Raw genomic sequence first — 24,199 nt, forward strand, 5'->3', positions numbered from 1 at the left:
CTTCTCCGACGCGGGCGGGAACGCAATTCCGCCCGCAGGCTTGTCGGCCCCGTGAGGGCGCGCCTGACCCTCGACGGAATTGCGCCCCGGTATGCAGAAGCAAAGGATCGAGGATTACGCGCTGATCGGCGATTGCGAGACGGCTGCCCTCGTCGATCGCGCCGGCTCGATCGATTGGCTCTGCTGGCCGCGCTTCGATTCGGATGCCTGTTTCGCGGCGATCCTCGGCACCCGCGAGCACGGTCACTGGCAGATCGCGCCCGAGCGTGCGGGCTGGTCCGCCTCGCGGCGCTACCGGGGCAACACGCTCATCCTCGAGACGCGTTTCGAGACCGGGGACGGGGTCGTCACCCTGATCGACTTCATGCCGCCGCGCGGCAACTACTCGGACGTCGTCAGGATCGTCCGCGGCGAGGCCGGCGCCGTCCGGCTGCGGATGGATCTCACGATCCGCTTCGGCTACGGCCATACCATCCCCTGGGTGACGCGCCTGGAGGACGGCACGCTGCGGGCGATCGCCGGACCCGACATGGTGGTGCTGCGCACCCCGGCCGAGACCCACGGCGAGGGGATGAGCACCGTATCCGAATTCACGGTCGCGGCGGGCGAGAGCATTCCCTTCGTCCTGACCTACGGCCCCTCGCACCATCCCTGCCCCAACCCGATCGATCCCTTCCTGGCCCTGGAGGAGACGGAGAGCTTCTGGTCCGACTGGGCCGGCCACTACGATCCGGACGCGCTGAACGGCGGCATGCGGCTCGCGCCCCATTGGCGCGACGCCGTGGTCCGGTCGCTCGTGACCCTCAAGGCGCTCACCTACGCGCCGACGGGCGGCATCGTCGCCGCGGCCACCACCTCGCTCCCGGAATGGCCGGGCGGGCCGCGGAACTGGGACTATCGCTATTGCTGGCTCCGCGACTCCGCCATGACGCTCTACGCCTTCATGAGCAGCGGCTATTTCGAGGAGGCGGAGGCCTGGCGCGACTGGCTGGTCCGGGCCATGGCGGGCAGCGTCGACCAGATGCAGATCATGTTCGGCCTGGCCGGCGAGCGCAGGCTTCTGGAATGGAAGGTGGAGTGGCTGCCCGGCTTCGAGGGCTCCCGGCCGGTGCGGATCGGCAATGCCGCGGCGGGGCAGCTGCAGCTCGACGTCTTCGGCGAGGTCATGGCGCTGCTCCACGGCGCCCGCCATGGCGGATTGCGGGAGAGCAAGGAGGCCTGGGCGCTGCAGCGCTCCATGCTGGACAGCCTCGAATCGCTCTGGCGCGAGCCGGACGAGGGCATCTGGGAGGTGCGGGGGCCGTCGCGCCACTTCACTTTCTCCAAGGTGATGGCCTGGGTCGCCTTCGACCGCTGCATCAGGAGCGCCGAGGAGTTCGGGCTCGACGACGCTCCGCTCGACCGCTGGCGGGAGATCCGGGACGAGATCCACCGGGACGTGTGCAGCCGCGGCTACGACCCCGCGCAGGCGGCCTTCGTCCAGTCCTACGGCTCGCCCCATCTCGATGCGAGCCTGCTCCTGCTGCCCATCCTGGGATTCCTGCCGGACGACGATCCGCGCATCCGCGGCACGATCGAGGCGATCGAGCGCGAGCTCCTCGTCGACGGCTTCGTCCTGCGCTACCGGCCGGCGGAGAGCGTCGACGGTCTCCCCGGCGACGAGGGCGCCTTCCTCGCCTGCTCGTTCTGGCTCGTCGTCGCGTATCTGCAGGTCGGCCGGCTCGACGATGCCTGCGCGCTGTTCGAGCGGCTTCTCGCGATCAGCAACGATGTCGGGCTGCTCGCGGAGGAATACGACCCCCGCTCAGGGCGTCAGCTCGGCAATTTCCCGCAGGCCTTCTCCCATGTCGGGCTCGTCACCGCAGCGCACCGGCTGGGACAGGCGCTGGCGTCGCAACGGGCCGAGCCGCCGCAGCCGGCAGCGACAGCCGTGCATGCACGGTCGCCATGACCAGGATGGCCATGGCGAAGAGCTGGTGGGCGAGGCCCGCCCAGAGCGGCACGACGAGGAGCAGGGTCACGATCCCGAGCGCCATCTGGGCGAGGGACATCAGGGCAAGCCCGGTCGCGCTCCTCGCGGCGGCGCTGCCCGGAGCCGTCCGCCGCAGGCTCCAGGCATGCCAGATGGCGAACAGAACCAGGAGATAGGCGACCATGCGGTGCTGGAACTGCACCGTCAGCGGGTTGTCGACGAAGTTCTCGAAGACCGGCGTCGCGGAGAGAAGCGCCTCGACGGGCGGGATGAAGCGCCCGTCCATCAGCGGCCAGGTATTGTAGGTGAGCCCGGCCCTGGACCCGGCGACGAGGCCGCCAAGCGCGATCTGCAGGAGGACGAAGCCGAGGAAGATGATGGCGGGGCCGAAGGCCTGCGCCGCCTGTCCGTCCGGCCGCCGGACGCGCAGCCCTGCGGCGACCCAGACGAGCAGGACCAGGATCAGGCTCGCGAGCAGGAGATGCAGCATCAGCTTGATCGGCGCCACCGCGACCATGCCGGGCTGCAGGCCGGAGGCCACCATGATCCAGCCGACGGCCGCCTGCAGGCCGCCGAGGATCCCGATGCCGAGAAGCGCGAGCGCCACGCGCCGGGTCAGGGCGCCCTTCCACCAGAACGCCAGCAGCGGGACGAAGAAGGCGATCCCGATCAGGCGCCCGAGCTGCCGGTGGCTCCATTCCCACCAGTAGATCGTCTTGAATTCCGGCAGCTCCATGCCCCGGTTCAGGTTCTGGTACTGCGAGGAGGCCCGATACTTCTCGAACTCGGCCTGCCATCCCGCATCCGAGAGCGGCGGGACGGCCCCCGTCACGGGCTTCCACTCGGTGATCGAAAGGCCCGAGCCCGTGAGCCGGGTCGCGCCGCCGATCCCGACCATCACGACGACGAGCGCCGCGAGCGCGTAGAGCCAGATGCGGACGGCACGGGTCGCGCCGCGCGCGGCGGCGCCGGCTGCCACCCTGCCACCCGTCTCCGCGCTTGCGATCGCCATCACGTGCTCCCCAGGACCGCCCTTGCAGGTGCGGACGGGCCGACACATAGAACCGGCCATCTGGCCCGGCAACGAACGCCGGAGCCGCACCTGCGCCTCGTCAGAAAGGCTCTCCCATGCCCCGCCGCTTGCGCACGCTGGTCGGCACGATCACGATCCTCGTCTTCGTCGCCGTCTATGCGCTCGTCGCCATCGCGATCGCCGACAGCCGCATCGTGAATGCGCCCAAGCTCGTCCAGACGATCGCCTATTTCCTCCTCGGCACGATCTGGATCCTGCCGCTCATGCCGCTGATCCGCTGGATGGAGGGCGGCTCGCGAAGCTGAGCGCGGCTGCTCACGCCACGTCGAGGCGCCGGCCGCGGTTCCAGGCGAGGAAGGGCACGCCCGACAGGAGCGCCCGGACCGCCGCCTCGCTCTGGTGGAGCCCGTTCACGGAGACGCGCGGCAGGGCCGTGAGGTGCGCGGCATGCTCGGGGAAGACGTGGCCGGGACGGGTGGTGACGGCGGTCGCGTATCCGGCCCGGGCGGCGAGCTCGAATTCCCGGGGGCCGGCCGAGCCGGGATCCCCGACCGGATAGGAGAGGTGGCGAGGCTCGGCTCCCAGCTTCTCCGCGATGGCGGCCCGGCCGCCCTCGATCTCGAGCCAGGCCCGGCCGGCATCGTGCTTGGCGAGCATGGGATGGCTGAGGGTGTGGGCGCCGATGGCTACGCCCGGCTGCCGAGCGAGTTCGGCAAGCTCGTCCCAGCCCATGCATTCCCTTCGGACGAGCTCGGTCATGTCCACGCCGCTCTCGGCGCACCAGGCCGCGATCGTGTCGCGCAGCACCTGTTCCGGCCCGGCCCGGAGCACCGCATAGGCATGCGCGAAAGCCGCCTGCTTCTCCTCCGGCCCGCGCGCCGGCAACTCGCGGCCGTCCAGCATCAGGCTTGGCCTCCGGCGCACGACCTCTTCCAGTTCGAGCCACCACAGCCGCCCGTGGCCGGAGGCGTAGTCGGACGTGACGAAGAGCGTCCAGGGCGCGCCGTGCCGCCGCAGGACGGGAAGCGCGTGCTCGCGGTTGTCGCGGTAGCCGTCGTCGAAGGTGAGCGCGCAGAAGGGTTGTGCCTCGCGCCCGGCCCGCAGCCTCTCCGGAACGTCGTCGAGGGAGACGATCTCGAACCCGGAATCGCGCACGAGCCGCAGGGTGAGGTCGAGATGCTCAGGCGTGATCGAGAGGAGCGCGTTCGGCTGGAACGCATCCTCCCGCGCCGGCCGGACATGGTGGAAGGTCAGGATGACGCCGCAGCCCCGGGCCATCGGGGCGAGCCAGCGGTCCGCCCGCACGGCCGCGATGGCCCGGAACCCGGCCCCGATCACCCGATGCTTCAGGCCGGTATCCATCTCGCCTGCGCCGAACGCCCGCCATCGGTTTAGCCGCCACTTAACAAAGCTCCGTTACCGTCCCGGCCGAGATCGGCCCGCCCGGCGGGTTCCCCGGCGCGGCCAGAAGGGCTTTTCATGTCGACCATCGCGGCGGTCCCCTCCCCCGCTTCCCTGATCGCCGGGGCGGGCAGCGGCGAGCCGCTCCGCGTCGAGGTGATCCGGGGGCTCGCCGCCGCCGAGCAGGCCTGGCGCGCCGCGGAGGCGGGCGGTGCCTCGCTCTCGCCCTACCAGCGCTACGACTGGATCGCCGCCTTTGCCGCCTCGGTGATGCCGGGTGCCGACATACGGGTCGCCCTCCTCCGCGACGCGAGCGGCCGGCCGGCCCTGATCCTCCCCGTCTCTGTCGAGCGGCGCGCCGGCCTCCGGATCGCGGCCCCGATCGGGGGGAAACACGCGAACTTCAACCTGCCGCTCTTCTGGGCCGAGCTCGGCGCAGCCGAGTTCCTGGAGGGGCTGCGCCGGATCGGGGCCGCGATCGGCGCCGACGTCCTTGCCTTCGCCAGCGCTCCCCGTCTGTGGGACGGGATGGCGAACCCGCTCGCGGCCTTCGGCACGCCGAGCCCGAGCGACGGCTACGAGGTGCGGCTCGAGGCCGATCCCGACGCGACCGCCCAGCGCTCCATGTCCAACGAGGCCCGCAAGCGCCTCCGCAACAAGGAGCGCGGGCTCGCCAAGCTCGGCGAGGTCACCTTTCTCCAGGCGCGCGACGAGGCGACGGTCGAGCGCTTGCTCGAGGCGTTCTTCCGGCAGAAGGAGGAGCGCTTCCGCGATCTCGGCATTCCCGACCCGTTCCGCGATCCGGCCGTGCGCGCCTTCATCCGCCGCGCGTCGCTGGACCGGCTCGCGGAGGAATGCCCGGCGATCGAGCTCTACGGCCTTCTCGTCGGCGATCGCGTCGCCGCGGTGCTCGGCGGCGCGGCGGATCCGAACCGCCTCTCCGGGATGTTCATCTCCTTCGAAGCCTGCAAGGAAGCGACGAAGTTCAGCCCGGGCGACATCCTGGTGTCCAGGGTCGTGCGCGAGCAGTGCCTGCGCGGGCGCCGCCATTTCGACCTCGGAGTCGGGGAGGCCCGCTACAAGCGGACCTTCTGCAACGAGGCCGTGCCGCTCGTCGACGTATTCCTGCCGGTCAGCGCCCGCGGGCGGCTGTACGCGCTCGCCCGGCGGGGCCTCGCCGGGCTGAAGCGGCGGATCAAGCGAAACCCGCGCGCGATGCAGCTCGTTGCGCGGCTGCGCAGGGCGAAGGCGGCCGCCTGACCCCGATCAGGCCGCCTCTTCGCCCATCTCCGGCACGGCCTGCTCGCGCGCCACCATGACGTCGGAGGCGCCGGCCTCCCGCGCCTCCTCGTAGGTCCGGACCAGATCCTGGCTGGCCGGCTCGAGATTGGACGCGATGACCACGGCGTCGACCCGGGGCGCGAAGAGGCGGACGAGATCCGTCCGGACGTTCACGCGGAAGACGCAGACGACCCAGTCATAGGTCTTCTCCAGCGCCGAGAGCGTGACGTCGAGCGCCTCCGGCTCGGCCGCGACGGTATCGTACTTGAGCGTGCCGACCGGGATGCGGTGCAGCTTCGATCCGGGTTCGCGTCCGATCACGTCCGCGAAGGAGACTTCTCCGGCGACGAGGTCGGTGAAGCCCTTCTCCGCCGAGACCTGCTCGTCCGGATCGATCTCCACGAGGATCGTGCGCCCGATCCCGGCGAGCGTCAGCGCGAGGCCCCGGCCGACATCGACGGCCTCGGGGCCCCGGTCGACGCCCGTGACGAGCAGGCGCCGGGCGCGATCCTCGACCTTGATCCGTTCGAGCCGCTCGATGAGGTTGCCGAAATCGTAGCGGGAACCCCGCAGCGGAGGCGGCGGGAGGGCCTCGGCCCTCGCCGGGGCGGCGTCCGGCGTGCCGGGCCGAAGGGGTTCCGGGCGGATGTCGGAGGTCCCGGGCCGGTCGAGCGGTCCCGAACCCGCCGGCCCGACGGGCGCGCCCGCCGGGGCGGGCGCCGGAACCGGCACCATCGGACGGGGGGCGCCCGAGCCGAGGAGCTCGCGAGCGACGATCGCGCCTGCCGAGAGCATCAGGGTCGCGAAGGTCGTGATCGCGACGATCGGGAGCTTCTTCGGGAAGGACGGGTTCTGCGGCACCACGGCCCGGGACACGATGCGCGCGTCCGGCGGCGCGGCGTTCTCGGCGTCGCGGGCCGTCGCCTCGCGATAGCGCGTCAGGTAGGATTCGAGCTGCTCGCGCTGGGTGCGCGCCTCGCGCTCGAGCGCGCGGAGCTGGACCTCGTTCTCGTTGGCCTGGACGACCACCTGCTTCTGCTCGTCGATGGCGGCCTGGAGCGCCTGGACGCGGCCGCCCGCGATCCGGGAATCGTTCTCCAGCGTGCGGGCCGTGCGCTCGGCCGCGCCGCGGATCTGGCCCTCGAGATCCTGGAGCTGCGCGTTGAGCTCCTTGATGCGCGGATGCTGCGGCATCAGCGTGCGCAGCTCGAGCGCGAGCTGCGCACGCAGGTTGATGCGCTGCTCGATCAGGCGCCGGATCAGCTCGTTGTTCGCCACGTCCGGGATCTCGAAGGCGCGCCCGTCGCGGATCAGGTCGCGGACGAGCTGCGCCTTCGCCTGGGCGTCGCTCTGGGCCGTCCGCGCCTGGGCGAGCTGGGCGGAGAGCTCCGAGAGCTGCTGGGCCGAAAGGGTGTTGGTCCCGCTGCCCATGAGGAGCCCCGTCCTGGCGCGGAACGCCTCCACCTTGGCCTCGGCATCCGCAACGCGCGTGCGGAGCGCATCGATGTTCTGCCCGAGCCAGGTGGAGGCGGAGCGGGCCAGATCCTTCTTCGCGTCTTCCTGCTGGGCCAGGTAGAGCTCGGCGATCGTGTTCGCCGCCTTCGCGGCAAGGTCCGGATCCTTCGAGCGGAACTCGATCGAGACGATCCGCGACTTGCCCACCGGATAGACGAGAAGCGCGTCGTAATACTTCTCCAGCACGCGGTCTTCCGGCGCGCGGACGCTCGGATCCTTGGCGAGGCCGAGCATCATCATCAGGCCGCGGAGCAGACCGACGTCGCGCACGCCGGGGTCGAATTCGGGATTGCCGACGAGCTCGAGGCGCCGGATCGCCTCGCGCGCGATGTCGCGGGACATCACGACCTGCACTTGGCTGGCGACGGCCTGCTCGTCGATCAGCTGCGTCTGGTCGGCGCCGCGGTCCTGCCCCGGGCGGGTATAGTAGCTGTCCGCGGTCTGCAGGATCAGCTTCGCCTCGCCCGTGTAGCGGGGCGACACGACGTTCACGAAGATCGTCGCCGCGATGAAGACCAGGATGGTCGGGATCGCGATATAGCGCCAATGCGTCCGCATCGACCTGAGCAGATCGGCGATCGTCGCCTCCCCGCTCGCCACCGGAGCGGGATAGGGGGCGACATAGGTCTGAGCCATGGACTGAGTTCCCGATCCCTCGGAGCACGCGAAGAACGGCCGGGATCACAGCCGATTAAGGTTGAAACCGAGTTAAGCTCGCAGACAGCTGCGCCGGAGCGCCGGCTCTTCTTCAACTCGGGCGCGGATCGGCCACACAACCCTCTGTTAACCATGCGGACGGTAGGAGGAGGCGCTGGTTTCGTCTTCGTCCGGTGCTGCATGAACAGGCGCAGAGCTCTCCTCCTCCTCGCATCGGCGCTGCCGCTTGCCGGATGCATGCAGCCCCACGCCACCGGATCGATCGCGACGGCGCCGCGGGCCGGCGGCGAGGGCTATCTCCTCGCGACCGGCGACAAGCTGCGCATCATCGTGTTCGGGCAGGATTCGCTGTCGAACATCTACCAGGTCGACGCGTCCGGCCGGATCACCATGCCGCTGATCGGGGCCGTGCCGGTGGGGGGGCTCACGACGGCCGGAGCGGGCGCGGCGATCGAGGCGAAGCTCAAGGCCGGCTATATCCGCGAGCCGAAGGTCACGGTCGAGGTCGACACCTACAGGCCGTTCTTCATCCTCGGCGAGGTCACGACCTCCGGCCAGTTCCCCTATGTGAACGGCATGACGGTCCAGACGGCGGTCGCCATCGCGGGCGGCTTCACCCCGCGCGCGCAGCGCGACTATGCGGAGGTGACGCGCCGCACGGCGCGCGGCATCCAGACGGCCGAGGTGCCCATCACCTATCCGGTCCGGCCGGGCGACACGATCGTGATCAAGGAGCGCTGGTTCTGAACCCGCCCGAGGGCGGACCGGCCCGCCCGTGACCAGGCTCCGCATCCTCCACGTCTTCCGCGCGCCCGTCGGCGGGCTGTTCCGGCACGTCCTGGACGTGGCGAGGGGGCAGGTCGCGCGCGGGCACGAGGTCGGCATCTTCTGCGATTCGTCGACGGGCGGGAGCCGGGCCGAGGAGGCGTTCGAGGAGCTGCGCCAGAGCCTTGCGCTCGGCGTCACGCGGCTGCCGATGCGCCGCCTCCCCCACCCGCTCGACGCGCTCGCGCTGCTGCGGCTGACGGCGCTCTACAATTCCGCGAAGCCCGACGTGCTGCACGGGCACGGCTCGAAGGGCGGCGTCTATGCCCGCGCCGTCGGCCTGCCGGCGCTCGACGGACGGACCGTCCGCGCCTACACGCCCCATGGCGGGAGCTTCAACTACAACCCCGGCACCCTCTCCCACCGCATCTACATGACGGCCGAGAGCATCCTGGCCAGGCGGACGGACGTGTTCCTGTTCGAGAGCGCCTATGTGAAGCGTCGCTTCGAAAGCTCCGTCGGGGCGACGGACAAGCTCGTGCGGGTCGTTTACAACGGCATCGCGGACACCGAGTTCGAGCCGATCCAGCCCGCGGCCGACCCGTTCGACCTCATCTATATCGGCGAATTCCGGGCTGCGAAGGGCATCGACACGCTCATCGACGCCCTCGCCATGATCCGCCGCGACAACGGCGTCAGGCTGACGCTTCTCGCGGTCGGCTCCGGGCCGAGCGAGGGCGAGCTCAAGGCGCGCGCGCAGGAAGCGGGCGTCTGGGATTCGATCGCCTTCGTGCCGCCGCAGACGATCCGCGGCGCCCTCTCCCGCGCCCGCGTGATGGTCGTCCCGTCCAAGGCGGAATCCCTGCCCTACGTCGTGCTGGAGGCGGCGGCCGCCGCCCAGCCCCTCATCTGCACCGATGTGGGCGGGATCGGCGAGATCTTCGGCCCCTTCTCCGAGGAGTTGATACCGCCCGAGAATGCGACCGCGCTCGCGGCCAAGATCCTGTCCTCGCTCTCCGAGCCCGAGGAGGTGCGCCGGGCCAAGGCCGCCGCCCTTGCGGATTACGTCCGGGCCGGCTTCCGCATCGACCGGATGGTGGAGGGCGTGCTCGACGGCTATCGCGACGCCCGGATCCGGCGCGGGATAGCCGCAGAACTCGCCGATCGCGTTGAGCCTTCCGAAAGGCTCGTTCCCTAAGATCGTCCTGAACGCTTCGTGGCCCGGGGAGGGCTCGGCAGGGACGGTTGGCATGGGCCTACATGTTCGAGACGTCATCGGCGCCGCCCGGGAGACGGCGGCCGCCGCGTCACGCCGCGACGCTCCGAACTCCGCCTCGATCCAGGTCGAGCATCCGCGCCCGGACCGCGTTTCCCCCCTCGTCCTGGCGGGCCTCGTGCGGGGGCTGGAACTCGTCCTCGTCGCCGGGACCGGCATCCTCGTCCATTTCGCCTACCTGAAGGGCCACGTCACCCTGGGCTGGACCTACGGGGTGGCGCTCGTCGCCATCACGGGGCTCGCGGCGCTCGCGTTCCAGGCCGTCGGCGTCTACACGGTCACCGCGCTGCGCTCGCTGATCCCGACCGGGCTCAAGCTCGCCGGCGCATGGTCCTTCGTGTTCCTCTGCGCGATCGCGCTGGTCTTCTTTCTCAAGGCCGGCCAATCGCTCTCCCGCGTGTGGCTCGGGAGCTGGTACCTGGCCGGACTGGCCGCGCTCATCCTGGAGCGGATCGGCCTCGCCATCCTGGTGCGCCGCATGACGCGCGAGGGCCGTTTCGAGCGGCGCACGGCCATCGTCGGCGGCGGCGATCCCGCGAACGAGATCATCCGGGCGCTCGACGCCCAGCCCGAGACGGGCATCCGCATCGTCGGCGTCTTCGATGACCGCGACGACAGCCGCTCGCCTCCGGTCATCGGCGGACACCCGAAGCTCGGCACGGTCTCCGACCTCGTCGACTATGCGCGCCGCACCCCGCTCGATCTCGTGATCTTCACGCTGCCGATCTCGGCCGAGAACCGCCTGCTGCAGATGCTCGGAAAGCTCTGGGTGCTGCCGATCGACATCCGGCTCTCGGCGCATGCGAGCAAGCTGCGCCTGCGGCCGCGAAGCTATTCCTATATCGGCTCCGTCCCGGTGCTCGACGTCTTCGACCGGCCGATCGCCGACTGGGACCTCGTCCTCAAATGGATCTTCGACAAGGTCGCGGGCAGCCTCATCCTGCTCCTCACCTGCCCGCTGCTGATCGCGGCGGCGCTCGCGGTGAAGCTGGATTCCCGCGGGCCGGTCCTGTTCCGGCAGAAGCGCTACGGCTTCAACAACGAGCTGATCGAGGTCTTCAAGTTCCGCACGATGTACGTGGACCAGACCGATGCGGCCGCGTCGCGCCTCGTCACCAAGGACGATCCGCGCGTGACCCGGGTGGGACGCCTCCTGCGCAAGACCTCGATCGACGAGCTGCCGCAGCTCTTCAACGTCGTCTTCAAGGGCGACATGTCGCTCGTCGGCCCGCGGCCGCATGCCGTGAAGGCGAACGCGCAGAACCGGCTCTACGACCAGGTCGTGGACGGCTATTTCGCGCGCCACCGCGTGAAGCCGGGGATCACCGGCTGGGCCCAGATCAACGGCTGGCGCGGCGAGACGGACACGCCCGAGAAGATCCAGCGGCGCGTCGAGCACGACCTCTACTACATCGAGAACTGGTCGGTGTTCTTCGACCTCTACATCCTGCTCGCCACGCCCTTCTCGCTGCTCAAGACCGAGAACGCGTACTGATGTCGGCCGTCATGACAGCCGGACCGGAGCCGATGCCGGGCTTCCGGGCCCAGCCGGCCCGGAAGGTGCTGGAGAGCGCGGGCTATCTCCTGTTCGCGCTCTTCATCTTCTTCACCTGCTTCACCTTCCTGCGGCCCTCGCCCTACGACTTCGCGGCGATCCCGGCGATGCTCGTCTGGTTCGTGCTGGGCGTGCGCCTGCACCGCTCCTCGCTGCCCTTCGTCGCGCTCCTCCTCTTCTACAAGGTTTCCCTCGTCGCCGCGCTCGTGCCCTACTTCGCCGAGCCCGACCCGACGCTGTGGACCATCCAGTCCCTCTATCTGATGGTCACCGCCATCTTCTTCGTGATGTTCTTCGCGCATCAGACGGAGCGGCGGGTCGAGCTGACGCTCAAGGCCTATCTGGCGAGCTGCATCTTTGCGGCGGGAGCCGGCATCCTGTCCTACTTCAAGGATACCGGCCTCCTCTTCGTGATGGACGGCCGCGCCGCCGGCGTCTTCCAGGACCCGAACGTCCTCGGATCCTTCCTGGTCCTGGGCGTCCTCTATCTCCTGCGCGGGCTGATGACCGGAGACGGCCGCCATCCGATCCTCGCCACGGCCGGCCTGCTCCTCCTCCTGGCGGGCGTGTTCCTGTCGTTCTCGCGAGGAGCCTGGGCGGCGCTGGTTCTCGGCACGGCGGTCATGACCTTCATGACCTTCCGGACGAACCCGCTTCGGGTGCGCCGGCGCATCGTGGCGCTCGGGCTCGTGGGCGTCGGCCTCGCAACGCTGCTGCTGCTCGGGCTCCTCTCCGTCGGGGATGTGGGCGAGCGCTTCGCGGACCGCGCGCGGCTCACGCAGAGCTACGACCAGGGCGTGACCGGTCGCTTCGGCAACCAGATCCGCTCCATCCCCATGCTGATCGAGAGGCCGGAAGGCTTCGGCCCGCTCCGGTTCCGGCTGGTCTTCGGGCTCGAGCCGCACAATTCCTATATCGGCGGCTTCGCCAATGGCGGCTGGACGGGCGGCCTCGCCTTCATCGGCCTCGTCCTGGTGACGATCTTCGTCGGGTTCCGCCTGTGCCTGACCGCATCGCCGTACCAGCGCCAGGCCCAGATCGTCTTCCCGGCGGTCCTGATGTTCTTCCTGCAGGCCCTGCAGATCGACATCGACCACTGGCGCCACGTCTACATCATGCTCGGGATGGTCTGGGGACTGGAAGCCGGCAGACGCCGCTGGCTCGCCTCGCGATCCGCCGTCCCGGATCCCGGGCAGGGAGCCGCCCGGTCCGCGGCTCTCCTGCCGCGGGCCGCCTGAGCTCAGCCGCCGCCGATCCCTTCGGTCACCACGCCCGTGCCGCCGCATTCCTGGCACGGCGCGTTCTCGACGCGGCCCGAGCCGCCGCAGGCCGGGCACGTGTTCTCGCCGCTTCCCGGGGTCCCGGGCTTCGCATCGTCTCCGGGATTGAGCCCGCCCGTCCCGGTCGGGGTACCTCCCCGTGCCGAATTGGCCATCGTTCCCTCCAGGCTTAAACCTGCAGGTCAACAATGCCGCGGGCGGGCGGTTGCATCCGCGCTGGACGGGAAAATGCGGACCTTACGCCGGAAGTCGCACAAAAATCGACGGCGAAGCCCGCCGCGAAGCCTTGACCTGTTCCCACGCTGCCCCGATGATGGGACGTCGCCGCCGATCCACGTCGTGTCTCGCCTTCCTACGCTTTACACTGATCCCGATCAGGCGCTTTCGACCCGGAGCCGCAGTCAAAGACGACTCTCGCACCCGAATTCCGCACAGCGGTGAGGGACGATCCGGTCAGCGTCAACCAGCCGAGCAGGCCTTCGCACGAGTTCTATCAGATGAGCAGAGGACGAGACTTCCGAGACCAGCGACGGCGCGGTTTCGGGGACGATTTTGGAGCCGATCGCGGTCCCAGCCCCTACGATTCCCCGCCCCCATCGTCGTCCCGGCCGATGAGCCGAGGCCCGGCGGCTCCGTCGGGCCCGGAGCAGGAAGCGACGGTCAAGTGGTTCAACCCGGAGAAGGGGTTCGGCTTCGCCGAGCTTTCCGACGGCTCGGGGGACGCCTTCCTCCATATCCGCGCGGTCGAGGCGACGGGCCATACCGAGCTCGAGCCGGGCACGAAGCTGGTGGTCCGCGTGGCCGCCGGCCAGCGCGGTCCCCAGGTGACCGAGGTCGTGAGCGTCGACACCTCGACGGCGGAGCCTCGCCAGGCGCGTCGTCCGGGCGGCGGTTTCGGCGGCGGCGGTGACCGGTTCGGCGGGGGTGGCGGCGGCGATCGCTTCGGTGGCGGTGGCGGTGGCGGTGGCGGCGGCGGTTACGGCGGCGGCGGCGACCGGTTCGGAGGCGGCGGGGGTGGCGGCGGCGGCTTCGGCGGCCCGCGCCGGTCCTTCCCGAGCGCCCCGCGCGAGACCGGCCCGGTCGAAAACATGACCGGCGTCGTGAAATGGTACAACCCGGCCAAGGGCTTCGGCTTCATTGCGCCCGACGATGGCGGCCGCGACGTGTTCGTCCACCGCTCCGCGCTCGAGCGCGCGCGCCTCGCCGACCTCCAGGAAGGCCAGCGCGTGCAGATCGGCGTCACCCAGGGCCAGAAGGGCCGCGAGGTCGCCACGATCGACGTGGTCGATTGATCCCGAGGCCGGCGCTGCCGGCCTCCCGATCCGGAACGAGCCCGCTCGCGAGAGCGGGCTTTTTCATGCCGCCGTCCTGCCGGAACCGTTCCATGCCGAAGCGCAGCGCCGGCATCCTTCTCCACCGCTCCGGTCCGGACGGGCCGGAGGTCCTGCTGGTCCATCCCGGCGGGCCGTTCTGGGCGAAGCGGGACGCGGGCGCCTGGTCGATCCCGAAGGGGGAGATCGATCCCGGCGAGGAGCCGCGCGCGGCCGCGCTGCGGGAATTCGCCGAGGAGCTCGGGACCGCTGCCCCGGACGGCGAGCTGATCGAGCTCGGCGAGATCCGCCAGGCCGGGGGCAAGACGGTCGTCGCCTTCGCGCTCGCGGGCGACCTCGATGTCAGCGCGATCCGCAGCAACATGATTGCCATCGTCTGGCCGCCGCGCAGCGGCCGCTCGATCGACGTGCCCGAGATCGACCGGGCCGCCTGGTTCTCCCTCGCGCAGGCCCGGACGCGCATCCTGGCCGCCCAGGCGCCGCTTCTGGACCGGCTCGCGACCGCGCTCGGGCGCATGTAAGCAGCCCGTGCGGAGGCAGCCCTGCATCCCGGGCAGTTCCCACGGCGCGTCCGCGACCTATATCGCACTGCAGCAGAAATTGCTGCAGAGGCTTACATGTCCGACGCTTCACCTCTTTTCCGACCGCTCCAGGCCGGCGAGATCACGCTCGCCAACCGCATCGTCATGGCGCCGCTGACCCGCAACCGGGCCGCGCCCGGCACGGATGCACCGCGCGACATCAACGTCGAGTACTACCGCCAGCGCGCCTCGGCGGGGCTCATCGTCAGCGAGGGTTCGCAGATCTCGCGGCAGGGCCAGGGCTATGTCTGGACGCCCGGCATCTACACCGACGCCCAGGTCGCCGGCTGGCGGAAGGTCACGGACGCCGTCCATGCCGCGGGCGGGCGGATCGTGATCCAGCTCTGGCATGTCGGCCGCGTGTCGCACGTATCGCTCCAGCCGGACGGGGCGGCGCCGGTCGCCCCCTCCGCCATCCCGGCCAGGACGCGCACCTACATCGAGAGCGGCTTCGCCGAGGTGTCGCCGCCGCGGGAGCTCGCGATCGAGGAGATCCCGGGCATCGTGCGGGACTTCGCCCGGGCGGCCGAGCGGGCGCGCGAGGCGGGTTTCGACGGGGTCGAGATCCACGGCGCCAACGGCTACCTCCTCGACCAGTTCATGAAGGACGGCGCCAACCGGCGCACGGACGCCTATGGCGGCTCGATCGAAAACCGGGCGCGCTTCACGCTGGAGGTGGCCGAGGCCGTCGCCAAGGCCTGGAGCCCCGGCCGGGTCGGCATCCGGCTCTCGCCGGTGACGCCCGCGAACGGCATCGCGGATTCCAACCCGCAGCCGCTCTTCGAGCATGTCGCCCGGAAGCTCGGCGAGATGAAGCTCGCCTTCGTGCACGTCATCGAGGGCGCGACCGGCGGGCCGCGCGACAACCTGCCCTTCGACTACGCGGCGCTCCGGGAGGCCTTCGGCGGGGTCTATATCGCCAATAACGGCTATACCCGCGAGCTTGCTATCGAGGCCGTCCGGTCCGGCCGGGCGGACGCGATCGCCTTCGGCAAGGCCTTCATCTCGAACCCCGACCTGGTCGAGCGGCTCCGCATCGGCGCGCCGCTGAACGCGTGGGACCAGACGACCTTCTACGGCGGGGACGAGCGCGGCTACACCGACTACCCGACGCTCGCGGCCGCGAAGGCGGCCTGAGGCGCCTGAACGGGCCGGCGGCGGCTCCGCTTCTCAGCCCTTGGCGACGACGACGTCGCTCGCCGGCCCGATGATCTGCCGGCAGCCGGTGACGTGGTCGTCGCCGAACAGATTCGGGACCGTCGGGACCGAGTCGCACTGCACCCGGTAGCCCGGGACGGGCGTCGGGTTCACGGGATCGCCCGTCACCGGATAGGCGTAGTCGGTCGAGGAGACGCAGCCGGCGAGCAGGCCGGCTGCTGCCAGGACGGGGGCGAGCTTCAGGATTGGCATGTCGGCGGGGCCTCGGAGATCGCCCGAACCTGCCCCGCGCTGCGGCGCCGCGCAACGCTCCCGGCAGGCCGCGGGCCAGAACGGCCGCTCCTGTCACCTCCCTTCAACAGCGGGCGAATTCCCGGGCGGCCGGGGGCGGGCTTGACCGGACCCGTTCGGACCGCTTCACGACAGCGATCGGCCGCGCCCGCGGCCCGTGAAGGCGGCCATGCTCATCGCGACCTGGAACGTGAACTCGGTGAAGCAGCGTCTCGCTCACCTGCAGAAGTTCCTCACCGAGGCGAAGCCGGACGTGCTCTGCCTGCAGGAGATCAAATGCGTCGACGAGGCCTTCCCGCGCCTCGAGGTGGAGGAGCTCGGCTACAATGTCGCCGTGCACGGGCAGAAGGGCTTCAACGGGGTCGCGATCCTGTCCCGGCTGCCGCTCGCGGACGTGACGCCGCGCCTGCCGGGCGACGACGAGGACGCGCAGTCGCGCTACCTGGAGGCGGTGGTCTCGATCCCCGGCGGCGGCGCGGTGCGCGTCGCCTCCATCTACCTGCCGAACGGGAATCCGATCGGAACGGAGAAGTTCTCCTACAAGCTCGCCTGGATGGAGCGGCTGGAGCGCCACGCGGCCGGGCTCCTCGCCCTCGAGGAGCCGACGGTGCTGGCCGGCGACTTCAACGTCATCCCGGAATTCAGGGACGTGTCCGATCCGGAATCCTGGGCGAACGACGCGCTCTTCCAGCCGGAGAGCCGGGCCGCCTGGCGCCGCATCCTCGGGCTCGGCTACACGGATGCGCTGCGCGCCTGCGACGACCGCTCCGGGCTCTACACCTTCTGGGACTACCAGGCCGGCGCCTGGCAGAAGAACAAGGGCATCCGCATCGACCACCTGCTCCTCTCGCCCCAGGCCGCGGACCGCCTGCAGGGCGTGGAGATCCACAAGCGCATGCGCGCGCTCGACAAGCCGTCCGACCACGTCCCGGTCTCGGTCGCGCTCGACATCCCGGCGGCCTGACCGCGACGCGGGAACAATGCGCGGCTGCGGGCGCTTGTGACGCGACGGGAGAGGCTGGAGAGGTTCGATGGCGCGCGAGGGCTTGGCGCTCGTTTCGGCCGGGGCCGAGACGCTGGAGGAGGCGCACGAGATCGCCGGCCGGCTGACGCAGGCCGGCTTCGCCCGCAACGGCATCAGGATCGTCCGCCGGGCGGAGGACCTGTTCGAGGTGTCGCTGCGCGTCCGCGAGCGCAGTCGGGCCAAGGCCGAGCGCGCCATCGGGAACCGCTTCGGGGGCGTCGAGCTTCCCGCCGTCCCGGGCACGCGCGCGGCGCTCGCCCTCGGGCTCGGCGTCGCGCTTCTCGGCGCCGGGATCTACGCGGCGCTCGCGGCCCGCAAGATGGTGCCGCGCTATCTGCGCGGCGCCGGTCAGGAACCCGCCGCCGCCCCGCCGGAGGAGTGAGCGGCAGGGCCTGCATCGGCGCCCTCCTCCTCGTCGTCCCAGCCGAGCGGCGGAAGTCCCTCCGCCTCGTCATCCTCGTCCTCCTCGCCGGCGATCCGCTCGAGATGCCGGCGCAGCTCGTCCCTGAGCTCGTTCAGCGACCGCGCCGGCGGCTCGTCCCTGCAATTCGGGCAGAGATCGGCCTCGCCGTCGAGCTTCTCGATGGTGGCGAGCGTGCGGGCATTGAGCTCGATCGCCCGCGCATTCGCCTCCGGGTCGATCGCGGCTCCCGACATGGTCTCGTGCTCCAGGACCGCGATCCGGTGCTCGACGAGCCGCCGCAGGCGCACCTTCAGGGAGACACGCCCTGTCGCCGGCTGCCATCCCGCCCCGGCCGGAGGCTCGCCGGGAGCGGCGGCGATCGGGCCGGCGCCTGCCTCCTGCCCCGCCGGCCTGAAGACGGGCGCACCGTTCTGCCCCGCCGCCCGGCTCCGCATCGGCTTGCGCAGCGGCCAGCCCCAGGCGTGGAACCAGCGATACAGGGTTGCCCGCCCGACGCCCGCGATCGCCTCGACCTCGGCGATCGACCGCTCCTCGACGTAATAGGCGATGCGGATGCGCTCCTTCAGGGCCAGGTCGATCGGGGCTTTGGGTGCGAAGGGCATGGCGGCGGTTCCGGCGTGACTAGGAACGTAGGCCTATGACGATGGGCTGTCAAGGCTTGTTTTCCTATGTACAGGCAGCGGGCAAGCCGGTCCGCCCGCCTGCCGGCGCCTCCCCTTCTCCCCTTGCGGGAGAAGGAGCGCCCCGGAGCGCGTCAGCCAAGGTCGGATGAGCGGTGCTCCGCGGCCGCCTTCCGGATCGCCTCCAGCACGAGGTCCCCCGAGCCTCCGAGCAGAAGATCGTTCGGAAAGCGCAGAACCCGAAAACCCTCGGCGCGGAGCCAGGCGTCACGGGCCCGATCGTGCGCGCGCTGCCCCGGGTCGTCGTGCGGCCGCCCGTCCAGCTCGACGATCAGCCTCGCGTCGAAGCAGACGAAGTCGACGACATACCGGCCGATCGGGCATTGCCGGCGGAATTTCAGGCCCGCGAGGTGCCGGCCCCGAAGCTCGCGCCACAGCATCTCCTCCGCGCGCGTGGGCTCGCGCCTCTGCTCGCCCGCGAAGCGGCGGGAATGGTCCGGGATCCGGCGATGAGGCATGCCCTCATCCGATCGCGCGCAAACCGTGCCGCTGCCTCCCTTCTCCCCTTGCGGAGAAGGTGTCGGCGCGCAGCGACGACGGATGAGGGGTGATCCAGCGCGCAAATCCCTCATCCGACCCCCGGGACAAGCCCGGGGGCCACCTTCTCCCGCAAGGGGAGAAGGGACGCGCACGACCGTTCCGGCAAAGCCTACAACGGGATGTTGTCGTGCTTCTTCAGCGGCATCTCGACCTTCTTCTCGCGCAGCATGGCGAGGGCGCGGGCGATGCGGCGGCGGGTCGAGTGCGGCATGATCACCTCGTCGATATAGCCGCGCTCGGCCGCGACGAAGGGCGACAGGAAGCGGTCCTCGTATTCCTTCGTCTTCTGCGCGATGCCCTCCGCATCCATGCCGCGGAAGATGATCTCGACCGCGCCCTTGGCGCCCATCACGGCGATCTGCGCCGTCGGCCAGGCATAGTTGACGTCGCCGCCCACATGCTTGGACGCCATCACGTCGTAGGCGCCGCCGAAGGCTTTTCGCGTGATGACGGTGACGAGCGGCACGGTCGCCTCCGAATAGGCGAAGAGCAGCTTCGCGCCGTGCTTAATCAGGCCGCCATATTCCTGCGCCGTGCCGGGCAGGAAGCCCGGCACGTCCTCGAAGGTGACGATCGGGATGTTGAAGGCGTCGCAGAAGCGCACGAAGCGGGCGCCCTTGCGCGAGGCGTCGGCATCGAGCACGCCGGCCAGCACCATCGGCTGGTTGGCCACGAAGCCGACCGTGTGCCCCTCGATGCGGCCGAAGCCCGTGATGATGTTCTTGGCGAAGGCTTCCTGGATCTCGAAGAAGTCGCCCTCGTCCACGACCTTCAGGATCAGCTCCTTCATGTCGTAGGGCTTGTTCGGGTTGTCCGGCACGAGCGTGTCGAGCGAGCGGTCGAGCCGGTCGACGTCGTCGAAGCTCTCCCAGACCGGGACGGGCTCCGTGTTGCTGGCGGGCAGGAAGTCGACGAGCCGCCGCATCTGGAGGAGCGCCTCCACGTCGTTGTCGTAGGCGCCGTCCGCGATCGAGGACCTGGTCGTGTGGACCTTGGCGCCGCCGAGTTCCTCCGCCGTCACGATCTCGTTGGTGACGGTCTTCACGACGTCCGGGCCGGTCACGAACATGTAGGACGTGTCGCGGACCATGAAGATGAAGTCCGTCATGGCGGGCGAATAGACGTCGCCGCCCGCGCAGGGTCCCATGATGAGCGAGATCTGCGGGATGACGCCCGAGGCGATCACGTTGCGCTTGAACACCTCGCCATAGCCGCCGAGCGCCGCCACGCCCTCCTGGATGCGGGCGCCGCCCGCGTCGAAGAGGCCGATGATCGGCGCCCGCGCCTTCAGGGCCATGTCCTGGATCTTGGTGATCTTGCGGGCATGCGCCTCCGACAGCGAGCCGCCGAACACGGTGAAGTCCTTGGAGAAGACGAAGACGGTGCGGCCGTTGATCGTGCCCCAGCCGGTCACGACGCCGTCGCCCGGGATCTTCACCTCCGCCATGCCGAAATCCGTGCAGCCGTGCTGCACGAACATGTCGAACTCCTCGAAGGAGCCATGGTCGAGCAGGAGCTCCAGCCGCTCGCGCGCGGTGAGCTTGCCGCGCCCGTGCTGGGCCGCGATCCGCTTCTCGCCGCCCCCGAGCCGCGCCGCCGCGCGCCGCTCGGCCAAAAGCTCCAGCATCTCTTTCATGGGCCTGCGTCTCGTCTCCTGCCGAGGGCTGCGTAGCATGTCGGGGAGCGGGGACAAACGGCGAGGTGCGCCGCCGCACCTCCGGCCGGAGCGCCGTGTGGTCTGGTCGGCAAGGCCGGCGGAGGACCGGCTTTCCGGGACCGAGGAGGCGACGATGTCCCACCTATCCGCGTCCGATCCCCACCATGCCGCGATCCGCGCCGAGATGCGCCAGCTCCGGCTCAACCGGCGCCCGTCCTATCCCGCCCTGGTTCTCGGGCTGGTGGCCGCAGCCGACGCGGCCTCCGTGGTGCTGACGCTCTCCGGACTGTGAACCTGCCCGAACGCGGCATATGCGCCAAGGCCGATGAAGTTTGTGCGGCGCAACATCATATCAGCCGCTGACTGCGCCGATCCGCCGGCGCGCCTGAGAAGGAAGAATGAAAAGACGAGATGCCCGATCGGCCCGCCTCAGGGCCGAGATGAAGAACCTCGGCGTCGAGGCCGCGCGCGTTCCGCTGCTTCCCCTCGGCCTCGCGGTCGTGGCGGCCGTGAGCGCCGCCTCGACCATCGCATCGCTGTCGACGATGTGAGCCCCCGCCCGCGCTAGCCGGCGCGGGACAGCTGGAGGAAGAGCGAGGCGGCCCGGAACTCCGCCTCGCGCTGTTTCCGCCGCTCGGAGGCTTCGTGGTCCTCGCCCCAGCGACTCTCCTGGAAGAACTCGTCGACATGGGCCGCGCGCCAGGCCTCCTCCGCCGGGAGGCGGCCGGCGGCATGCATCAGGGCGATCAGCACCGAGCCCGTGAGCGTCGTCATGACGTGCAGCGCCGCGAGCGCGAAGGGCGAGGTCTCGCGGGCGATCTCCTCGCGCACCGCCGCCACCGCCTCGGCCGGCTGCTCCACGAACATCACGCCCTCGCTCAGCACGAAATGCGCCGAGAGGCTGTCGCGCACGAAGGCGTGGACCGGGTCCCAGGCGGCGGCCTGCTCGGCGACCAGCCGGTCCGGCCCTGAGGCGCGATAGACGACGAGGTCCGACCCGGCATAGCGGACGAGATCCGCCCGCACCTCCTCCGCCCGCGGCACGACGCCGTCGATGGTGGAATTCGCGAGCCGGGTCAGCGGCATCGTGGTCGGGTCGATGCTCGCGCCCTGGGCCTGCCATTCCCGCGCTATCGCTTCGGCAAGCGCCCGGGTGGGCAGCGTGAGCGGCGCCCGGCCGGGCGTGCGGGCGCGGCGCCCGTCCAGCGTGAGCGCGAAGCCGCCCTCGTCCTCGGCGATGCCGGCCTGCTCGTAGAAGCGCCTGGTCGCGGCAGGGATCGGCGTCCCGGCCATGTCAGGCGGCCTCCGCGCGCAGCGGGAGGAGCGGCTCCAGGGCCGAGAAGCGGTCGATGATCGTGCCGGCGCCAGCCTCCTCCAGAGCGGCGACCGGATGGTAGCCCCAGGAGACGCCGATCGGCCGCACGCCGGCCGCCCGCGCCATCGCCATGTCGAAGGTCGTATCGCCGACCATGACGGTCGCCTCCGGACCGATCCCGGTCTCGGCCATGGCCTGCAGGATCATGGCGGGGTCGGGCTTGGATGGCGCGTCGTCGGCCGTCTGGATGGTGGAGAAGGCGCGCCGCCATCCCTGCCGCTCCAGGATATGGGCTACGCCGCGCCGCGACTTGCCGGTCGCAATGCCGAGCAGGAGGTCGTCCCGCGCGGCGAGCCGGGCGATCACCTCCTCGACCTCGGGGAAGAGCGGCTCGATGCAGGCCGGGTCGGCGCGAAGCCGCGCGAAGGCCCGACGGTATTCCTCGGCGAGCTCCTCGACCGGACCGGCCGGTCCGACCAGCGCCGTGAACGCTTCGACCAAGGAGAGGCCGACGATCGAGAGCGAGCGCTCCCGCGTGGGCGGCTCGAGCCCGCAGGCGGCGAAGGCCTCGCGCTGGGCGGCCACGATGAGCTGCTGGCTGTCGACGAGGGTGCCGTCGACATCGAGGATCACGAGGTGCATGGGGACGATGTAGTGCCCGGCTTCGGAAAGCGCGACCTGCCCCCCGGGGAGCTCACGCGTAGGCGACCCAGCCGCGGAACGCGAATCCCATGTAGAAGAGGCTGGTTCCGCTGAAGCCGGCATCCCGCAGGAGCCGCTCGTCGTCTTCGGGCGCGAGGATCGGCAACCGCTCCGCAATCTCGGATCGCGCGTTCTCCGCCTGCGAGCGCTCTACGCCGGAGGCGATCGCGAAGGCCGCATACCGCGAGAGCCACAGATCAAGCTCGCCCTGCGGGATGCTGAAATGGGCGACCACAAGGGGCGCACCGGGCTTCAGCCGACGCCGGACCTGCTCGAGCGTGGTCAACCGCTCCCGACGCTCGACGAAGTGCAGGGTCAGGATGCAGGTCGCCGCATCGAACGGGCCCTCCGGCGCGCTGTGGATCAGCCCTTCATGGAGTTGTGCGCGTTCCGAGAGGTCTCCCAGGGTCATCTGCGCGAGGTTCAGCATCGCGGCGGACGGATCGACCCCGAGGAACGACCAGCCGGGCTGGGCCTGGGCGAAGACCTTGAGTTCGAGGCCGCCGCCCGCGCCCAGGACGAGTACCTGCGCGTTGCTCGGCGCGCGCTCCTCGAGGAGGAGCAGGGTCATCTTCTGCAGGTCGGCATAGCCGGGAACCAGGCGGGGCGGGTTTTCGGCGTAGCGGGCCACCGATTGCGGATCAGAGAACGCGTCCATGCCCTGTTATAACATACCGATGTTGGACGGCGTGAACGTTCTGGTCCACCGGGTAGCCCGCCGCCGCGGACCTCCGCCCTCAGCTCTCCGGAGCGTCCTCGATCAGATCGTAGCGCGACGTGTCGAGGCCGAGGAGCGAGAAGCTCTGCTGCATATGGGCCGGGAGCGGCGCGGTCACGTCGTTCGGCTTGCCCGTCCGGGGATGCGGCACGACGATGCGGCGGCCCGAGAGCGCGACCCGGCCTCGCACTGGTCTGCACCCGCCGCGCTTTGCCGAGCGGCGCAGGGATGGCAGAAGCGCCGATCGGAGCCGCGACGGCTCTGCAGAAGGAGCCCGCATGACGGTGTCGAGCGAAGACGACCTGGCCGGTCTGAAGCAGATCGGGCGCATCGTCGCCGACACGCTCCAGGCCATTGGCAAGGCCCTCGAGCCGGGCGTGACGACAGGCGAACTCGATCAGATCGGGCGGGACGTCATGGAAGCGGCCGGAGCACGTCCCGCTCCGGAGATGGTCTACGCCTTTCCTGGAGCGACCTGCATCAGCGTCAACGAGGAGATCGCGCACGGCATCCCGGGCGCGCGCAAGATCGGGCCGGGCGACCTCGTCAACATCGACGTGTCGGCCGAGAAGGACGGCTACTTCGCCGATACCGGCGCATCCTTCGCGGTCCCGCCCGTGACGCGCGCGGTCGAGCGGCTGTGCAAGGACGGGCGCCGGGCCATGTGGACCGGCTTGCGCGAGGTCCGCGCCGGCAAGCCGCTCGCCGGCATTGGCCGCGCCGTCGGCGCCTTCGCGCGGAAGAACGGCTACACGCTGGTGCGCAACCTCGCCAGCCACGGGGTTGGCCTGTCGCTGCACGAGGAGCCGACCGAGATCGCAACCTGGCCCGACGCCTCCGAGCGCCGGATCATGCGGGAGGGCCTGGTCTTCACGGTCGAGCCGTTCCTGTCTCTCGGCGCCGAGTTCGCTGCGGATGGCGACGATCCCTGGACGCTTTACAGCCGGCCGCGCGCCCTCACGGTCCAGTACGAGCACACGGTCGTCGCCACACGGAACGGACCGCTGGTCCTCACGATGCCGGGACAATAGTGAGGCCGGCGG

General features: G+C 70.5%; 26 protein-coding genes and 1 pseudogene. 15 read left to right on the plus strand and 12 right to left on the minus strand.

Features of this window, described 5'->3' with window-relative positions; all coding sequences use genetic code 11:
- Positions 1–91 precede the first annotated feature (91 nt).
- Positions 92–1,951 (plus strand): glycoside hydrolase family 15 protein, encoded by a 1,860-nt coding sequence (locus HJG44_RS07595; protein WP_171217746.1) that lies wholly within the window; start codon positions 92–94, stop codon positions 1,949–1,951.
- Here the strand turns inward: HJG44_RS07595 and HJG44_RS07600 are convergent.
- Complete coding sequence (locus tag HJG44_RS07600; RefSeq protein WP_430395049.1) at positions 1,857–2,978, minus strand: COX15/CtaA family protein; 1,122 nt, start codon at positions 2,976–2,978, stop codon at positions 1,857–1,859. The two genes, HJG44_RS07595 and HJG44_RS07600, sit on opposite strands and share 95 nt — an antisense overlap.
- Positions 2,979–3,100: 122 nt before the next feature.
- Between HJG44_RS07600 and HJG44_RS07605 the strand changes: the two genes are divergently transcribed.
- Complete coding sequence (locus HJG44_RS07605; RefSeq protein WP_171217748.1) at positions 3,101–3,310, plus strand: DUF2842 domain-containing protein; 210 nt, start codon at positions 3,101–3,103, stop codon at positions 3,308–3,310.
- A 10-nt stretch (positions 3,311–3,320) separates the two neighbouring features.
- Here the strand turns inward: HJG44_RS07605 and HJG44_RS07610 are convergent, their stop codons facing one another.
- Positions 3,321–4,367, minus strand: coding sequence for a polysaccharide deacetylase family protein (locus HJG44_RS07610; RefSeq protein ID WP_171217749.1), 1,047 nt, complete (start codon positions 4,365–4,367; stop codon positions 3,321–3,323).
- A 117-nt stretch (positions 4,368–4,484) separates the two neighbouring features.
- Here HJG44_RS07610 and HJG44_RS07615 point away from each other — a divergent pair, with 117 nt between their 5' ends.
- Entirely contained in the window at positions 4,485–5,666 is a 1,182-nt protein-coding gene (locus HJG44_RS07615) for a GNAT family N-acetyltransferase (protein WP_171217750.1), read from the plus strand.
- Positions 5,667–5,672: 6 nt separating this feature from the next.
- Here the strand turns inward: HJG44_RS07615 and HJG44_RS07620 are convergent, their stop codons facing one another.
- Complete coding sequence (locus HJG44_RS07620) at positions 5,673–7,838, minus strand: GumC family protein (RefSeq protein WP_246736103.1); 2,166 nt, start codon at positions 7,836–7,838, stop codon at positions 5,673–5,675.
- Positions 7,839–8,039: 201 nt separating this feature from the next.
- Here HJG44_RS07620 and HJG44_RS07625 point away from each other — a divergent pair, with 201 nt between their 5' ends.
- Genes HJG44_RS07625 through HJG44_RS07640 form a run of 4 tightly spaced genes read left to right on the plus strand, consistent with a single transcriptional unit; the run spans position 8,040 to position 12,693 of the window.
- Positions 8,040–8,606 carry a polysaccharide biosynthesis/export family protein gene (locus HJG44_RS07625; protein ID WP_171217751.1) on the plus strand — a complete coding sequence of 189 codons (567 nt, stop codon included), beginning with the start codon at positions 8,040–8,042 and terminating at the stop codon, positions 8,604–8,606.
- Positions 8,607–8,634: 28 nt separating this feature from the next.
- Positions 8,635–9,822: a glycosyltransferase gene (locus HJG44_RS07630; protein ID WP_171217752.1), complete on the plus strand. Its 1,188-nt coding sequence runs from the start codon at positions 8,635–8,637 to the stop codon at positions 9,820–9,822.
- Between the two features lie 52 nt (positions 9,823–9,874).
- Positions 9,875–11,395, plus strand: a complete 1,521-nt coding sequence (locus HJG44_RS07635) for an undecaprenyl-phosphate glucose phosphotransferase (RefSeq protein ID WP_171217753.1) — start codon at positions 9,875–9,877, stop codon at positions 11,393–11,395.
- Positions 11,395–12,693, plus strand: coding sequence for an O-antigen ligase family protein (locus HJG44_RS07640; protein WP_174873176.1), 1,299 nt, complete (start codon positions 11,395–11,397; stop codon positions 12,691–12,693). The genes HJG44_RS07635 and HJG44_RS07640 overlap by 1 nt, the downstream gene beginning before the upstream one ends.
- A gap of 2 nt (positions 12,694–12,695) precedes the next feature.
- Here HJG44_RS07640 and HJG44_RS07645 read toward each other — a convergent pair whose 3' ends face one another.
- Positions 12,696–12,890 (minus strand): hypothetical protein, encoded by a 195-nt coding sequence (locus HJG44_RS07645; RefSeq protein WP_171217754.1) that lies wholly within the window; start codon positions 12,888–12,890, stop codon positions 12,696–12,698.
- A 342-nt stretch (positions 12,891–13,232) separates the two neighbouring features.
- On the opposite strand from HJG44_RS07645, the gene HJG44_RS23985 reads away from it, so the two are divergent.
- The 3 genes from HJG44_RS23985 to HJG44_RS07660 all read left to right on the plus strand — a co-directional run bounded on the left by HJG44_RS23985 (position 13,233) and on the right by HJG44_RS07660 (position 15,784).
- Positions 13,233–14,027, plus strand: a complete 795-nt coding sequence (locus HJG44_RS23985) for a cold shock domain-containing protein (protein WP_171217755.1) — start codon at positions 13,233–13,235, stop codon at positions 14,025–14,027.
- A gap of 92 nt (positions 14,028–14,119) precedes the next feature.
- Positions 14,120–14,587, plus strand: a complete 468-nt coding sequence (locus HJG44_RS07655) for an NUDIX hydrolase (RefSeq protein WP_171217756.1) — start codon at positions 14,120–14,122, stop codon at positions 14,585–14,587.
- A gap of 96 nt (positions 14,588–14,683) precedes the next feature.
- Positions 14,684–15,784, plus strand: a complete 1,101-nt coding sequence (locus HJG44_RS07660) for an alkene reductase (protein WP_171217757.1) — start codon at positions 14,684–14,686, stop codon at positions 15,782–15,784.
- A 33-nt stretch (positions 15,785–15,817) separates the two neighbouring features.
- On the opposite strand, the gene HJG44_RS07665 is transcribed toward HJG44_RS07660, so the two are convergent.
- Positions 15,818–16,057, minus strand: coding sequence for an META domain-containing protein (locus HJG44_RS07665; protein ID WP_171217758.1), 240 nt, complete (start codon positions 16,055–16,057; stop codon positions 15,818–15,820).
- Positions 16,058–16,265: 208 nt separating this feature from the next.
- On the opposite strand from HJG44_RS07665, the gene xth reads away from it, so the two are divergent.
- Together xth and HJG44_RS07675 are read left to right on the plus strand one after the other, a co-directional pair.
- Entirely contained in the window at positions 16,266–17,060 is a 795-nt protein-coding gene (gene xth, locus HJG44_RS07670; RefSeq protein WP_171217759.1) for an exodeoxyribonuclease III, read from the plus strand.
- A 67-nt stretch (positions 17,061–17,127) separates the two neighbouring features.
- Positions 17,128–17,502, plus strand: a complete 375-nt coding sequence (locus HJG44_RS07675; RefSeq protein WP_171217760.1) for a hypothetical protein — start codon at positions 17,128–17,130, stop codon at positions 17,500–17,502.
- Here the strand turns inward: HJG44_RS07675 and HJG44_RS07680 are convergent.
- The 3 genes from HJG44_RS07680 to HJG44_RS07690 form a co-directional block, all read right to left on the minus strand.
- On the minus strand, positions 17,469–18,146 hold the full coding sequence (locus HJG44_RS07680) for a hypothetical protein (RefSeq protein ID WP_171217761.1): 678 nt from the start codon (positions 18,144–18,146) through the stop codon (positions 17,469–17,471). The two genes, HJG44_RS07675 and HJG44_RS07680, sit on opposite strands and share 34 nt — an antisense overlap.
- Before the next feature lie 152 nt (positions 18,147–18,298).
- Positions 18,299–18,682, minus strand: coding sequence for an endonuclease domain-containing protein (locus HJG44_RS07685; protein WP_171217762.1), 384 nt, complete (start codon positions 18,680–18,682; stop codon positions 18,299–18,301).
- A 191-nt stretch (positions 18,683–18,873) separates the two neighbouring features.
- Positions 18,874–20,400, minus strand: coding sequence for an acyl-CoA carboxylase subunit beta (locus HJG44_RS07690; RefSeq protein ID WP_171217763.1), 1,527 nt, complete (start codon positions 20,398–20,400; stop codon positions 18,874–18,876).
- 154 nt (positions 20,401–20,554) lie between these two features.
- On the opposite strand from HJG44_RS07690, the gene HJG44_RS07695 reads away from it, so the two are divergent.
- On the plus strand, positions 20,555–20,713 hold the full coding sequence (locus HJG44_RS07695) for a hypothetical protein (RefSeq protein ID WP_171217764.1): 159 nt from the start codon (positions 20,555–20,557) through the stop codon (positions 20,711–20,713).
- A gap of 106 nt (positions 20,714–20,819) precedes the next feature.
- Positions 20,820–20,972 (plus strand): hypothetical protein, encoded by a 153-nt coding sequence (locus HJG44_RS07700; RefSeq protein WP_171217765.1) that lies wholly within the window; start codon positions 20,820–20,822, stop codon positions 20,970–20,972.
- Positions 20,973–20,985: 13 nt separating this feature from the next.
- Here the strand turns inward: HJG44_RS07700 and HJG44_RS07705 are convergent, their stop codons facing one another.
- From HJG44_RS07705 to HJG44_RS07720, 4 genes and pseudogenes are all read right to left on the minus strand, one after another.
- Positions 20,986–21,714 carry an ATP12 family chaperone protein gene (locus HJG44_RS07705; RefSeq protein WP_171217766.1) on the minus strand — a complete coding sequence of 243 codons (729 nt, stop codon included), beginning with the start codon at positions 21,712–21,714 and terminating at the stop codon, positions 20,986–20,988.
- A gap of 1 nt (position 21,715) precedes the next feature.
- Positions 21,716–22,378: an HAD-IA family hydrolase gene (locus HJG44_RS07710; protein WP_171217767.1), complete on the minus strand. Its 663-nt coding sequence runs from the start codon at positions 22,376–22,378 to the stop codon at positions 21,716–21,718.
- A 52-nt stretch (positions 22,379–22,430) separates the two neighbouring features.
- A complete protein-coding gene (locus tag HJG44_RS07715; protein WP_171217768.1) occupies positions 22,431–23,096 on the minus strand; it encodes a class I SAM-dependent methyltransferase in 666 nt (221 codons plus the stop codon).
- 79 nt (positions 23,097–23,175) lie between these two features.
- Positions 23,176–23,328, minus strand: a pseudogene (locus HJG44_RS07720) (RluA family pseudouridine synthase); the annotation flags it as partial.
- 106 nt (positions 23,329–23,434) lie between these two features.
- On the opposite strand from HJG44_RS07720, the gene map reads away from it, so the two are divergent.
- Positions 23,435–24,187 (plus strand): type I methionyl aminopeptidase, encoded by a 753-nt coding sequence (gene map, locus HJG44_RS07725; protein WP_171217769.1) that lies wholly within the window; start codon positions 23,435–23,437, stop codon positions 24,185–24,187.
- Positions 24,188–24,199 lie beyond the last annotated feature (12 nt).

It is taken from the genome of Enterovirga aerilata (assembly GCF_013044135.1).
GTDB classification, from domain to species: Bacteria; Pseudomonadota; Alphaproteobacteria; order Rhizobiales; family Beijerinckiaceae; genus Enterovirga; species Enterovirga aerilata.